This is a genomic window from Micromonospora andamanensis, from assembly GCF_016863495.1.
GTDB lineage: Bacteria > Actinomycetota > Actinomycetes > Mycobacteriales > Micromonosporaceae > Micromonospora > Micromonospora andamanensis.
The window spans coordinates 100,852-113,633 of the sequence record NZ_BOOZ01000018.1 but is presented as its reverse complement, the minus strand read 5'-3'; the positions used below and the strand labels follow the sequence as shown (position 1 = coordinate 113,633).

The window sequence follows — 12,782 nt, the reverse complement described above, 5'->3', positions numbered from 1 at the left end:
TCGTAAATGCATTACGCTCAGGGCCACTACGGACGGGACCGTATCGAAACCGGGGGCGGAGATGCAGCCGAGCGAGAACACCGGACACCCGAGGAGGTGGGCGATCCTCGGGGTGCTGGTGATCAGCCTGCTCGTGGTCGTCCTCGACAACACGATTCTCAACGTCGCGCTACGCACGCTCGCTGACCCGGTGCACGGGCTCGGGGCGAGCCAGGGCGAGTTGGAGTGGTCGATCAACTCCTACACCCTGGTCTTCGCCGGGCTGCTGTTCACCTTCGGCGTGCTCGGGGACCGGGCTGGCCGTCGCAGGATGCTGGTGATCGGGCTCGCGCTCTTCGGTCTGGCGTCACTGCTGTCGGCGTACGCGCAGAATCCGGTCCAGTTGATCGCGGCCCGCGCGCTGATGGGGGTCGGCGGCGCGGCCATCATGCCGGCCACCCTGTCGATCATCTCCAACGTCTTCGACCCTCGGGAGCGAGGGCGGGCCATCGGGATCTGGGCCGGCGCGGTAGGTCTGGCGGTGGCGATCGGGCCGGTCCTCGGTGGCGTGCTGCTGGAGCACTACTGGTGGGGCTCGGTCTTCCTGATCAACGTGCCGGTGGTGGCGCTCGGCGTGCTCCTGGTCGCGCTGCTGGTGCCCGAGTCGCGCGACCCCGATCCGGGCCGCGTCGACGTGTTCGGTGTGCTGCTCTCGGTGGTCGGCCTGGTCGCCCTCACCTACGGCATCATCGACGGCGGCGAGCACGGCTTCGGCCGCCCCCTGGTCTGGGTCTCGATCGTCGGCGGCGTCGCGGTGCTGGCCGGGTTCGTGCTGCATGAGCGGCGCAGCAGCCACCCGTCGCTGGACGTCCGACTGTTCCGGGTGCCCCGCTTCGCCGCCCCGGTGGCGATGATCGGGCTGGTCTTCTTCGCCGCCATGGGTGTGATGTTCTTCAGCTCGTTCTATCTGCAACTGGTGCGCGGCTACAGCCCTCTCGAAACCGGGCTGCTCTTCCTGCCGTTCGCCGTCGCCCAACTCGCCTTCGCCCCGCGCAGCGCCACGATGGTCCGCAGGTACGGCGCCCGCTCGGTGTCGGTGGTGGGGCTGGTGCTGACCTCGGTGGCGTTGGCCGCGTTCGCCTTCGTCGACGCCGCCACGCCCATCTGGGTGGTGCTCGTCGCCTTCTTCCTACAGGGCGTCGGGATGGCGAACATCATGCCGCCGGCCACCGAATCGATCATGTCGGCGCTGCCCCGGGAGAAGGCCGGCGTCGGCTCCGCGGTCAGCAACACCATCCGGCAGGTCGCCGCCGCGCTCGGCGTCGCGGTGATCGGCTCGGTGCTGGCGGCGGGCTACCGCAGCGGCATCGAGCCGGCCCTGGCGGAGCTGCCGCCGGCCGCCGGTGCGGCAGCCGGTGAATCCATCGCGGGCGCGTACGCCGCGGCCGGTCAGCTCGAGCCGGCGGGCCCGCAACTCGTCGCGGCGGCCAACGACTCCTTTGTCTCGGCCATGCACCTCTCGGCGACGCTCGCCGCGCTGGTCGCCGCGGCCGGCATTCTGGTGGCCCTGCGCTGGATGCCCGGGCGGTCCACGGCCGGCGGCTCGTCACCGATCGGCGAACCCGAGTTGGCCGGTGCCGCACCGGGCCAGCGACAATGAGCAGATGACAGGCACGGCGGACGCGGCACGACCACCCGGACGACCACGAAGCGTCCGGGCGGACGAGGCGATCATCGAGGCCGCCCTGGACCTGCTCGCGGAGGGCAGCACCATCGAGGCGATCTCGATCGAGGCGATCGCCGCACGGGCCGGGGTGGGCAAGGCCACCATCTACCGCCGCTGGTCGGGCAAGGACGCGTTGCTCCGCGACGCGTTGCGCACCCTGAAGGGCAACGTGCCGCAGCCGGCCGGGCGATCCGTCCGCGAGGACCTGATCACACTTGTCGGCGCGGTCGGGCACACCATCGACCCCCGGGCGGAACGCATCATGCCCTGCCTCGTGCCCGAGGTGAACCGCAGCCCCGAACACCACGCGCTCTACCAGAACATCATCGAGCCACGCCGGGCCGTGATGCGGGAGGTACTGCAACGCGGGGTGCGCGATGGTGAGCTTCGGGCCGACCTCGACATCGACGTGACGATGGCGATGCTCACCGGTCCGATGCTCATCCAACGGATGATGCGCTGGCACCCCGACCTCGACGAGACCACTCTCGCCGAGAAGATCGTGGATGGCGTACTCGCCGGCATCCGGGCCGGCGGTGCCTGATGTCGCCCGTCGCGGGGACGGGCGCGGCCTAGACTACGGGCGTCCCCGGAGCGTGCGGGTGACGCCACAGTAGCTTTCGGAGGTTTCCTCGTGCCGACGCCCATCGCCTCGCTGGCCCTCGGGCCCGACTGGCTCGAACCTGAGTGGCTGATCTCGACGTTCGGGCTGATCGGCATCCTGGTGATCGTCTTTGCCGAGTCCGGGCTGCTCATCGGCTTCTTCCTGCCGGGCGACTCGCTGCTGTTCACCACCGGGCTGCTGGTCGCCGACGGGCAGTATCTGCGCTACCCGCTCTGGTTGGTGTGCCTGTTGATCACCGTCGCCGCGATCGCCGGCGACCAGGTCGGCTACCTCTTCGGCCGTAAGGTCGGACCGGCCCTCTTCCGCCGCCCGAACTCCCGGCTGTTCAAACAGGAGAACCTGCTCAAGGCCCACGACTTCTTCGAGAAGTACGGTGCCCGCTCCATCGTGCTGGCGCGGTTCGTGCCGATCGTGCGGACGTTCACCCCGATCGTGGCCGGGGTGAGCCGGATGAACTACCGCACCTTCGTCGTCTACAACGTGGTCGGTGGCATCCTCTGGGGCACCGGGGTGACGGTGCTCGGCTACTTCCTGGGCCAGATCCCGTTCGTCAAGGCGAACATCGAGTACATCCTCATCGGCATCGTGGCGATCTCGGTCCTGCCGATCGCGTTCGAACTGCTCCGCGCGTGGCTGGCCGCCAGGCGCGGCACCACCCCGCAGGAGCGGGCGGCGGCCGAGGAGGCTATCCGCGAGACCCGGCAGCACCTCGGCGAGCACTGAGCCCGACCCGGCCACCGAGCATCCTCAGCCGGGCGTACGCAGCCGGTGCAGCCGCAGCGCCAGCTGCACCTCCAGGGCCCGGTCGGGCCGCTGCCAGTCGACGCCGAGCAACTGCCCGACCCGCTCCAGCCGCTGCGTCACCGTGTTGACGTGCACGTGCAACTGCTCGGCGGCCCGGGCGAGGCTGCCGCCCACCCCGAAGTACGCCTCCAGGGTCCGCACCAACGCGGTACCCCGCCGGGCGTCGTAGTCGATCACCGGGCCGATGGTGGCGGTGAGGAAACGGCTGACGTCGGCGTCGCCGCCGTCGTCGACGGCACCCAGCAACAGCCCGACGAAACCCAGCTCGGCGCTGCTCGCCCCCTGCCCCGACCGGCCCAGCGCGCCGAGCGCGGTCAGGCAACGGTCCGCCTCCCGGAACGCGGCGGCAAGCGAATCGGGGCCGGTGGACGGGCCGCTCGCCCCGGCGGTCACCGGCCGACCGGTGATCCGGGACAGGTCCCGGGCCACCGCCCGGGCGCTGCCACCGGCGTCCTGCCCGGGCAGCATCAGCGCCACCCGGCCGTCGCGCGCCGCGGCCAGGCCGCCCCGGGTCGAGGCGTACGTGGTGGCCCAGGAGAGCACCCGCTGCCGGGCGGAGCCGGTCGCCGCGATGGCGTCGTCGCCGACGGCCACCAGCACGTGTGGCGCGTCCAGCTCGACGCCCAGCCGGCGGGCCCGACCACGCAACGCGTCCGGGTCGCGCAGCGGCCGGGCGATCAGGTCGTCGAGCAACTCGCCCCGGACCCGCCCCTCCGCCTCGGCGACGGTACGCCGGAACAGCAGCAGCAGGGCGGTCACCAGCGCCGCCCGTTCCAGGATCCGCTGGTCGGCGTCGGCCGGTTCGCCCTCGGGACGCAGCACCAGCACGCCCAGGTTCTCCGCGCCGGCCACCACGGCGGCGTACCACAACACGCCCCGACGTACGCTGCGTCCCTCGGTCCGCGACGCCGCGACCGCCTCGACGATCTCCGCGCGGTCCGGCTCGTCGATCTCGCCGACCTGGGCCAGGCGTCGACCCTCGGCGTCGAGCGCCAGCAGCGCGCCACCGAGCACGTCGGTGACCGCCGCGGCCACGTCCTCCACCCCACCGCCGCGCAACACCAGCGCGGTCATCCGGTCGTGGGCCGCCGCGGCCCGCTCCACCGAACTGCTGTGCGCGCGGATCGTGGTGTTCGCCGAGGAGAGTTCCTCGAGCGCCGCGCGGGTCTCGGCCAGCAGCCGCGCGGTGTCGATCGCCACCGCGGCGTGGGCCGCCAGTGAGAGCAGCAGCGCCACCTCCTCGCGGGCGAACGGCCGGGCCGTGCGGTTGGCCGCGTAGAGCACCCCGATGCTCGTCGAGCCGAGCCGCAGCGGCACCCCGAGGATCGCCACCAGCCCTTCCTCACCCACCCCGGCGTCGATCTCCCGGGTGTGGTGGAACCGTTCGTCCTGCGGATAGTTCGCGGTGACGTACGGGGCGCCGGACTGCGCCACCAGGCCGCCGAGTCCGGCGCCCATCGGCAGCCGCAGCCGCTGGAACTGGGCGGAGACCGAGCCGTCGGTCACCCGCATGTAGGTGTCGCCGCGCTCGGCGTCGTTGAGCGTCATGTAGGCGACGTCCGCGCCGAGCAGGTGCCGGGCCCGGTGCACGATCGCCCGCAGCACCTCGTCCAGGTCGCGCAGCCCGGCCAGGTCGCTGACCGTGTCGTACAGGCCGGACAGCTCGCTCTCCCGGCGGCGGCGGCGTTCCAGCAGCGCCCGGACCCGCAGCGCCACCGTCTTGGCCTGCTCCAGCTCGGCGAGGCGCTCGGCGGGCAGCCCGGCCGAGCGGGCGGCGATGAGCGGTCCCTCGAACTCGACAGCGGCGGCCTCCCGGGCGAGCAGTTCCAGGAACTCCACAGGCGACGACATGACCGACATTCTGCGGGTGGCCGGCGCTAATTCGCCGTCCAGCCCCCGTCGAGCGCGATCGAGGCGCCGGTGAGGAACCCGGCCGGGGGAGAGCAGAGGTACGCCAGCAGCTCCGCCACCTCCTCGGGTTCGATGAGCCGTTTGACCGCCGCGCGGGCCAGCATGATCTTCTCGATCACCTCGGACTCGGGGATGCCGTGGGCGGCCGACTGGTCGGCGATCTGGCTCTCCACGAGCGCGGTCCGCACGTACGCCGGGTTGATGCAGTTGGCGGTCACCCCGTGCGCCGCCCCCTCCAACGCCACCACCTTCGACAGCCCTTCCAGCGCGTGTTTCGCCGAGACGTAGGCTGCCTTGTACGGCGAGGCGCGCAACCCGTGCACCGAGGAGATGTTCACGATCCGGCCCCAGCCACGGGCGTACATGTGCGGCAGTGCCCGCCGGATCAGCAGGAACGGCGCCTCCACCATCACCCGCTGGATGTACTCGAACCGTTCGACGGGAAAGTCCTGGAGCGGCGCCACGTGTTGCAGGCCGGCGTTGTTGACCACGATGTCGACGTCGGCGTCGAGCGCGTCCACGGCCGTCGGGTCGGCGAGGTCCACCCCCTCGGCCCGGCCGCCGGCCTCGGCGGCCACCAGCTTGGCCGCCTCGACGTTGCGGTCGACGACCACCACCGTCGCGCCCGCCGCGGCCAGCCGCAGGGCGCAGGCCCGACCGATGCCGCCGCCCCCGCCCGTCACGAGGGCGGTACGACCGGCCAGGTCGACGTTCACGACGTGGGGGACCGCCACGGGTTCTGCCGTCATGGCGCATGAAGTTACGAGCTGTGTGGCCGGGCGCACATGGGGTCGCGGCACATACTCCCACCGCACGCTGTGGCCGGGCTCTACACTGCTGTCCCGCTCGCCACGACTGGCGTGTCCCGTGGCGCGGCGTGGCGACGGCATCGGTAGGGTGTCGAACACACGTACTGCCCGGCGGCTGGAGGGAGGCGGCGTGCGGGTGCTCGGTGTCGACCCGGGGCTGACCCGGTGCGGGGTCGGCGTGGTCGAGGGGGTGCCCGGCCGGCCGTGCACGCTGATCGCCTACTACGTCGTCTACACCGATCCGGCCGACGAGTTGCCCACCCGCCTGCTGCACCTGGACCGCTCGTTGACCGACCTGGTCGCCGAGCACCGGCCGGACAGCGTGGCCGTGGAGCGGGTGTTCAGCCAGCACAACGTGCGTACGGTGATGGGCACCGCCCAGGCCAGCGGGATCGCCGTGCTGGCCGGAGCGCGCGCCGGGTTGCCGGTGCAGACGTACACCCCGAGCGAGGTGAAGGCGGCGGTGACCGGTTCCGGCCAGGCGGACAAGGCCCAGATGACCGCGATGGTCACCCGGCTGCTGCGGCTGCCCGAGCCGCCCCAGCCGGCGGACGCCGCGGACGCCCTCGCGCTGGCCATCTGCCACGTCTGGCGCGGCGGCACCCGGTCGAAACTGGCCGCCGCGGCGGACCGGGTCAGACGAGGAGGAGCGAGATGATCGCCAGTGTGCGTGGCGTGGTGACGGCCACCGGCCCGGACCACGCGGTGATCGAGGTCGGCGGGGTCGGCCTGGCCGTGCAGTGCGCCCCCGGCACCCTCGCCGACCTGCGGGTCGGCCAGCCGACCCGGCTGGCCACCAGCCTTGTCGTCCGCGAGGACTCGCTCACCCTCTACGGCTTCGCCGACGACGACGCCAAGGCGCTGTTCGAGCTGTTGCAGACCGCCAGCGGGGTCGGCCCACGCCTGGCGCAGGCGGTGCTCGCCGTGCACACCCCGGACGCGGTGCGCAAGGCCATCGCCAACGCCGACACGGCGGCGCTGACCCGGGTCCCCGGCATCGGCAAGAAGGGCGCCGAACGGCTGGTGCTGGAGCTGCGCGACCGGATCGGGCCGGTGCCGGTCGGTGTCGACGGCGCGGCCGGGGTGACCGGCGGCGGCTGGCCCGAGCAGGTCCGTCAGGCGCTGGTCGGGCTCGGTTGGACGGCCAGCCAGGCCGACCAGGCCGTGGCCGCCGTCGCGGAGACCGTCGACGGTCCCACCCCGCCGGTGCCGGTGCTGTTGAAGCAGGCGATCCGGCTGCTGGGTCGTACCCGATGAGCGCGAGGAGTGAGCCGGGTTTGCGAGCCCCGCAGTCGCGAATGAAGAAGGCTCCGTGACCGGCCCGGACGGTGGCCTGGTGTCGGCGTACGTCAACGACGCGGAACGGGACGCGGAGGTCAGTGTCCGGCCGAAGCGGCTGGACGAGTTCATCGCCCAGCACCGCGTCCGGGACCAGCTCGACCTGCTGCTCCAGGGCGCGATGCGACGCGGCTCCCCACCCGACCACATTCTTCTCTCCGGGCCGCCTGGCTTAGGTAAGACGACCCTGGCCAACATCGTCGCCGCCGAGCTGGGCGCCGGGATCCGGGTGACGAGCGGGCCGGCGATCGAACGCTCCGGTGACCTGGCGGCGATCCTGACCAGTCTGGCCGAGGGGGACGTGCTCTTCATCGACGAGATCCACCGGATCGCCAAGCCGGCGGAGGAGCTGCTCTACAGCGCGATGGAGGACTTCCGGGTCGACGTGGTGGTCGGCAAGGGGCCGGGGGCCACCGCCATCCCGCTCGACGTGGAGCCGTTCACGCTTGTCGGCGCGACCACCCGGTCGGGTCTGCTCACCGGTCCGATGCGGGACCGGTTCGGTTTCGTGGCGCACCTGGACTTCTATGCGCCGGCCGACCTGGAGACGCTGCTGCACCGCTCGGCGCGCATCCTCGGGGTGCCGATCACCGAGGACGGCGCGGCGGAGATCGCCTGTCGCTCCCGGGGCACGCCCCGGATCGCCAACCGGCTGCTGCGTCGGGTGCGGGACTTCGCCGAGGTGCGCGCCGACGGGGTGGTCACCATCGAGACCGCCCGGGCCGCGCTCACCGTGTACGACGTGGACGCCCTCGGGCTGGACCGGCTCGACCGGGCGGTGCTCACCGCACTCGTGGATTCGTTCAAGGGCGGCCCGGTCGGCCTGTCGACCCTGGCCGTGGCGGTCGGGGAGCAGCCGGACACGGTCGAGGAGGTCTGTGAGCCGTTCCTGGTGCGGGCCGGTCTGCTGGCGCGTACGCCCCGGGGGCGGGTGGCGACCGAGGCCGCCTGGCACCATCTGGGTCGTACGCCGCCGAATGGTACATTTGCGGCAGAAGCTCCTCCCGTGCCCGATCTGTTCTCGGTGGACATCGGCGAGCCGTGATCCGTTCGTGATCTGTGCCGCATTCGGCGTTCCCAGACAGAGCGACTAGACTCGCCGCGGTCTGTACAGGACGTGAAAATCCGCCTCCGTTCCGGCGCCGACGCGCCGGTCCGGCGGCCAATGGGAAGGTCGACAACCGTGTACTACGCAGCAGAAGGCGGCGGAGCGGGCGGCTTCACGCCGATCCTCATGATCGCTCTGCTCTTCGGCGTCATGTACTTCATGATGATCCGTCCGCAGCAGAAGCGTCGCCGCGAGGCCGAGTCGATGCAGGCCAACCTCTCCGCAGGCGACGAGGTGGTCACCATCGGCGGGCTGTACGGCACGGTCACCGGTGTCGAGGACGACAGCGTCCTGCTGGAGGTCGCTCCCGGAGTGCAGACCCGCTTCGCCCGGCCGGCGATCGCCCGGGTGGTCACCCCGGCGGAGCGTCCGGTCGAGTCGGCCGCCGAGGAAACCGACGCCGTCAAGGACTGACGTCGAGTCCCGTCCGGGTCGCCGGTCCGTCGGCAGCTCGAACGGGAGGCATCCGCACGCGTCCCCGGGTGGGTGTCTTCCTCGAATCGCGCATTGAGACAATTGGATAGAAGGCCGACGTCGGGGTGCCGGCGCGCCGGCTCGTACCCGGTCCACGCCCCCGCGTCGACCACCCGAGGCGGCGGCGCCAGCCCGGGCGTCGTCGGAAGGCAGACCGTCGGCCCGGGATTCCGGCCGACCCGCCGCCGCGTCCGCGGCGGCGTGACCACAGGGAGACAGGACAGCCGTGGCACCACCTCAGGGACAGATGCGCCCAGGACGGCAGTTGGCCGTGCTCGGGGCCATCTTCGTCGTCCTCTATCTTTTGGTGTTCTTCTCGGGCGGCGCCAGCGGTAGCTGGAAAGATCGGCTCGAACCCCGCCTCGGTCTTGACCTGGTCGGCGGTACCCGGCTGACGCTCGAGGCCACGAACACCCTGGACGGCCGGGCCCCGACCGCCGGCAACCTGGAGCGCGCCCGCCAGATCATCGAGAGTCGGGTCAACGCGTACGGTGTGGCCGAGGCCGAGGTGGTCACCGAGGGTGACCGCAACATCGTCGTCTCCCTGCCCGGTGAGAACCGCGAGCTCAACGAGGTCGGCAACCCCGCCGAGCTGCGCTTCCGCAAGGTGCTGAAGATCGTCGACGGCAGCGGGTCGATCCCGTCGCCCGCGCCGAGCGAGAGCCCTTCGGCGACTCCGTCCGGCTCCGCGAGCCCCGAGGCGACGCCGTCCGGTTCCGCGAGCCCCACGCCCGACGCCGAGGCCACCTCGTCGCCGTCGCCGAACGGTGGCCAGGGCGGTGGCGCACCGACCCCGACGCCGTCGGCGACCCCGTCGCCCACCCCGTCGGCCGCGCCTGACGAAGAGGTGACGCAGACCATCGAGGAGCAGCGCCGCGCCGTCGAGCAGAAGGTCGGCGCCGAGGCGTGGGCCGCCGCGAGCGGGTTGCAGGCGCCGGCCGACCTGAGCGCCGACCCGTCGCTTGCCGACAAGCTCAAGCCGTTCGCTGAGTTGAGCGGCCGCGAGGTGGCGGTGCTACCGGCGCAGATGCAGTTCAACGTGCCGACGATCGGCTGCGTCCAGCTCGACGACCGGCCCCCGGCGTCCGTGTCCGACCCGGAGCAGCAGGTCGTCGCCTGCGAGGGCGGCTACGCCAAGAACCTGCTGGACGTGGCGAAGGTGCTCGGCACCGACGTCTCCGACGCCAACGCGGTGCGCGACCAGACCAGCCAGTGGGTGGTCAGCCTGAACTTCACCAGCTCGGGCCAGGACAAGTGGACGGCGCTGACCCGCGAGGCGTTCAACAACGAGGGCCAGGCGTGCGACGCCTCCGCGCTAGGCGACGAGGGCAAGTGCCGGGTCGCCGTGGTGCTGGACAACAAGATCATCTCCTCGCCGCAGATCCAGGGCGTGCTCACCGGCAACTCCCAGATCACCGGCAACTTCAGCAACGCCGAGGCCAGCGAGCTGGCCGGTTACCTCAGCTACGGTGCCCTGCCGGTCACCTTCGAGGCGCAGGAGCAGCAGAACGTCACCGCGACCCTCGGCGCCAGCCACCTGCGGGCCGGTCTGCTCGCGGCCGGCATCGGCATGCTGCTGGTCATCATCTACTCGTTCTTCTACTACCGCCTGCTCGGCTCGGTCATCTTCCTGAGCCTGATCCTGTCGGCGCTGCTGCTCTTCGGCGCCCTGGTGTTCCTCGGCCGGCAGATCGGCTTCACGCTCACCCTCGCCGGCATCGCCGGCATCGTCGTCTCGCTCGGTGTGGCGGCGGACTCCTTCGTCATCTACTTCGAACGACTGAAGGACGAGATCCGGGAGGGCCGCAGCCCGCGTAGCGCGGTACCCCGTGCCTGGGTCCGGGCCCGCCGGACGATCATCTCGGCCAACGCGATCACGATCATGTCGGCGGCGGTGCTCTACATCGTCTCGGTCGGCACGGTGAAGGGCTTCGCCTTCGCCCTCGGCCTGGCCACGGTGCTGGACCTGCTCGTGGTCTTCCTGTTCCGGCATCCGATCATGACGATGTTCGCCCGAACGCAGGCGTTCCTGTCCCCGCGGGTCAGCGGCCTGGGCCGGGCACTGCCGGCCCGCTCGGAGCCGGCCCAGCAGCCCCGCAACCAGCGCGTCAAGGAGGCCTGAGATGGCTGAGACTGGTCTGGCAGCCCGCCTTTACCGAGGTGAGGCCGGCCTCAACATCGTCGGCCGGCGCAAGGTGTGGTTCACCGTCGCCGCTGTGCTTGTGATGATCGCGCTCGGTAGCGTCATCTTCCGGGGCTTCAGCCTCGGCATCGAGTTCGCCGGCGGCAACTCGTTCCAGGTCCCGACGAGTGTCGGCACCCTGGAGCAGGTGGAGCAGCGCGCCGGCGAGGTGCTGACCACCGCGGGCGAGGGCGCCCGGGTGGTCACCACCCAGCAGGTCGGCGGAGGCGGCGACGAGTTCTACGAACTGCGTACCACCGAGCTGGGCGCCGAGCAGGCCGACGCGGTCCGGATGCAGCTTGGGCAGGTGTTCAACATCGACCCGGCCGAGATCGCCAGCAACCGGGTCAGCGAGGCGTGGGGCAGCCAGGTCACCAACCGGGCACTGCTCGGTCTGGTCATCTTCCTGGCGCTGGTGACCGTCTACCTGGTCCTGCGCTTCGAGTGGAAGATGGCCGCGGCGGCCATCTTCTCGCTGGTGATGAACCTGATCCTCACCGCCGGCATCTACTCGGTCGTCGGATTCGAGGTGACGCCCTCGACGATCATCGGATTCCTCACCATCCTGGGCTTCGCCCTCTATGACGTGGTGGTGGTCTTCGACAAGGTTCAGGAGAACACCAGAGGGATCACCGCGAACAACAACCAGACGTACGGCGACGCGGCCAACCTGGCGGTCAACCAGAGCCTCATGCGGTCGATCAACACCTCGGTGGTCGCGCTGCTGCCGGTCGGCGGCATCCTGTTCATCGGTGCCGGCCTGCTCGGCGCGGGCACCCTGAAGGACCTCGGTCTGGTGCTGTTCGTCGGTATGGCGATGGCCTTCGTCACCTCGATCATGCTGGCCACCCCGCTGCTGGTGGTGCTGAAGAACCGCGACCCGCGGATCAAGGCGCACAACAAGCGGGTGCTGGCCCGGCGGGGCACGGTCAGCCGGGGCGAGACCCCAGCCAAGGCCAGCCCGGCGGCGACGGCCGAGCCGGAGCAGGAGCCGGAGCCGGTCACCGCGGAGACCGGTGCCCTCGCCGGTGCCGCAGCACCGAAGGTGGGTGCCCGACCGACCGGCAAGCGTTCCGGTGGCGCCCGGGGTGGCCGTCCCGGTGGCGGCAACCGTCCCGGCGGCGGAAAGCGCCGCTGAGGACGCCCGGGACCGACCCGGTAGAAACAGGTACCGGCGGCGTCCTGCATGCTGTGCGAGCAGCGTGCGGGACGCCGCCGTCGTGTGGAAGGGAAGCGGAACTGCCGTGACGGAGACCCACAGCGCCGGGGTACGCGGAGACAGCGGGCCGGAGGCGGCCCGACTGGTGGCCAGCCGGGTGCTCGACGTGCCCGACTTCCCGAAGCCCGGCGTCATGTTCAAGGACCTGATGCCGTTGTTCGCCGACGGGGACGCCTTCCGGCAAGTGATCGACGGGATCGTCGCTCACCACGGGCGGGACTCCTTCGACACAGTCGTCGGTATCGAGGCCCGGGGGTTCGTGGTCGCCGCCGCGATCGCGTACGCGACGGGAGTCGGAGTGGTGCCGGTGCGTAAGGCCGGCAAGCTGCCCCGGCCGGCCTACGCCGCCTCCTACGAACTGGAGTACGGCGAAGCCACGCTTGAGGTGCACCAGGACGCCTTCACCGCGGGCCATCGGGTCCTGGTGGTCGACGACGTGCTCGCCACGGGCGGCACGGCGGAGGCGACGCTGGATCTGGTGGAGCGAGCCGGCGGCACGGTCGCGGGATTCACGGTGCTGCTGGAGCTGTCGTTCCTCGGCGGGCGGGACCGCCTGGCTCCGCGTCCCGTGCATGCCCTGTTGACCGTTTGAGACGACGGCGACCCG

At 71.4% G+C, this 12,782-nt stretch carries 12 protein-coding genes; 10 read left to right on the top strand and 2 right to left on the bottom strand.

The genetic code is table 11. The annotated features are described in order from the left end of the window. Nucleotides 1-61: 61 nt before the first annotated feature. The 3 genes from Van01_RS17340 to Van01_RS17330 all read left to right on the top strand — a co-directional run bounded on the left by Van01_RS17340 (nt 62) and on the right by Van01_RS17330 (nt 3,053). A complete protein-coding gene (locus Van01_RS17340) occupies nt 62-1,639 on the top strand; it encodes an MFS transporter (RefSeq protein WP_204008243.1) in 1,578 nt (525 codons plus the stop codon). 4 nt (nt 1,640-1,643) lie between these two features. Continuing rightward, the gene (locus Van01_RS17335) at nt 1,644-2,249 is read left to right on the top strand and encodes a TetR/AcrR family transcriptional regulator (RefSeq protein ID WP_204008241.1); all 606 of its coding nucleotides are present in this window, start codon (nt 1,644-1,646) and stop codon (nt 2,247-2,249) included. 90 nt (nt 2,250-2,339) lie between these two features. Next, complete coding sequence (locus Van01_RS17330) at nt 2,340-3,053, top strand: DedA family protein (RefSeq protein WP_204008239.1); 714 nt, start codon at nt 2,340-2,342, stop codon at nt 3,051-3,053. Between the two features lie 24 nt (nt 3,054-3,077). On the opposite strand, the gene Van01_RS17325 is transcribed toward Van01_RS17330, so the two are convergent. Together Van01_RS17325 and Van01_RS17320 are read right to left on the bottom strand one after the other, a co-directional pair. Continuing rightward, entirely contained in the window at nt 3,078-4,994 is a 1,917-nt protein-coding gene (locus Van01_RS17325) for a helix-turn-helix domain-containing protein (protein WP_204008237.1), read from the bottom strand. 17 nt (nt 4,995-5,011) lie between these two features. Further along, the gene (locus tag Van01_RS17320; RefSeq protein WP_204008235.1) at nt 5,012-5,794 is read right to left on the bottom strand and encodes a 3-hydroxybutyrate dehydrogenase; all 783 of its coding nucleotides are present in this window, start codon (nt 5,792-5,794) and stop codon (nt 5,012-5,014) included. A gap of 190 nt (nt 5,795-5,984) precedes the next feature. On the opposite strand from Van01_RS17320, the gene ruvC reads away from it, so the two are divergent. The 7 genes from ruvC (at nt 5,985) to Van01_RS17285 (ending at nt 12,767) form a co-directional block, all read left to right on the top strand. After that, nucleotides 5,985-6,512 (top strand): crossover junction endodeoxyribonuclease RuvC, encoded by a 528-nt coding sequence (gene ruvC, locus Van01_RS17315; protein WP_204008233.1) that lies wholly within the window; start codon nt 5,985-5,987, stop codon nt 6,510-6,512. Then, nucleotides 6,509-7,111: a Holliday junction branch migration protein RuvA gene (gene ruvA, locus Van01_RS17310; RefSeq protein WP_204008231.1), complete on the top strand. Its 603-nt coding sequence runs from the start codon at nt 6,509-6,511 to the stop codon at nt 7,109-7,111. Before ruvC ends, ruvA begins: the two co-directional genes overlap by 4 nt. A gap of 55 nt (nt 7,112-7,166) precedes the next feature. Beyond that, nucleotides 7,167-8,237: a Holliday junction branch migration DNA helicase RuvB gene (ruvB, locus tag Van01_RS17305; RefSeq protein WP_204008229.1), complete on the top strand. Its 1,071-nt coding sequence runs from the start codon at nt 7,167-7,169 to the stop codon at nt 8,235-8,237. Between the two features lie 138 nt (nt 8,238-8,375). Then, nucleotides 8,376-8,714, top strand: coding sequence for a preprotein translocase subunit YajC (gene yajC, locus Van01_RS17300; RefSeq protein ID WP_199172167.1), 339 nt, complete (start codon nt 8,376-8,378; stop codon nt 8,712-8,714). A gap of 286 nt (nt 8,715-9,000) precedes the next feature. After that, nucleotides 9,001-10,896 (top strand): protein translocase subunit SecD, encoded by a 1,896-nt coding sequence (gene secD, locus Van01_RS17295; protein ID WP_204008227.1) that lies wholly within the window; start codon nt 9,001-9,003, stop codon nt 10,894-10,896. Between the two features lies 1 nt (nt 10,897). Further along, nucleotides 10,898-12,094, top strand: a complete 1,197-nt coding sequence (secF, locus tag Van01_RS17290) for a protein translocase subunit SecF (RefSeq protein ID WP_204008225.1) — start codon at nt 10,898-10,900, stop codon at nt 12,092-12,094. A 106-nt stretch (nt 12,095-12,200) separates the two neighbouring features. Further along, nucleotides 12,201-12,767 (top strand): adenine phosphoribosyltransferase, encoded by a 567-nt coding sequence (locus Van01_RS17285; protein WP_204008223.1) that lies wholly within the window; start codon nt 12,201-12,203, stop codon nt 12,765-12,767. Nucleotides 12,768-12,782: the final 15 nt, after the last annotated feature.

Coding starts and splice junctions, on each gene's coding strand:
- secF (WP_204008225.1), top strand. CDS start 10,898: ATGGCTGAGACTGGTCTGGCAGCCCGCCTTTACCGAGGTGAGGCCGGC.
- Van01_RS17325 (WP_204008237.1), bottom strand. CDS start 4,994: ATGTCGGTCATGTCGTCGCCTGTGGAGTTCCTGGAACTGCTCGCCCGG.
- Van01_RS17320 (WP_204008235.1), bottom strand. CDS start 5,794: ATGACGGCAGAACCCGTGGCGGTCCCCCACGTCGTGAACGTCGACCTG.
- Van01_RS17340 (WP_204008243.1), top strand. CDS start 62: ATGCAGCCGAGCGAGAACACCGGACACCCGAGGAGGTGGGCGATCCTC.
- ruvA (WP_204008231.1), top strand. CDS start 6,509: ATGATCGCCAGTGTGCGTGGCGTGGTGACGGCCACCGGCCCGGACCAC.
- Van01_RS17335 (WP_204008241.1), top strand. CDS start 1,644: ATGACAGGCACGGCGGACGCGGCACGACCACCCGGACGACCACGAAGC.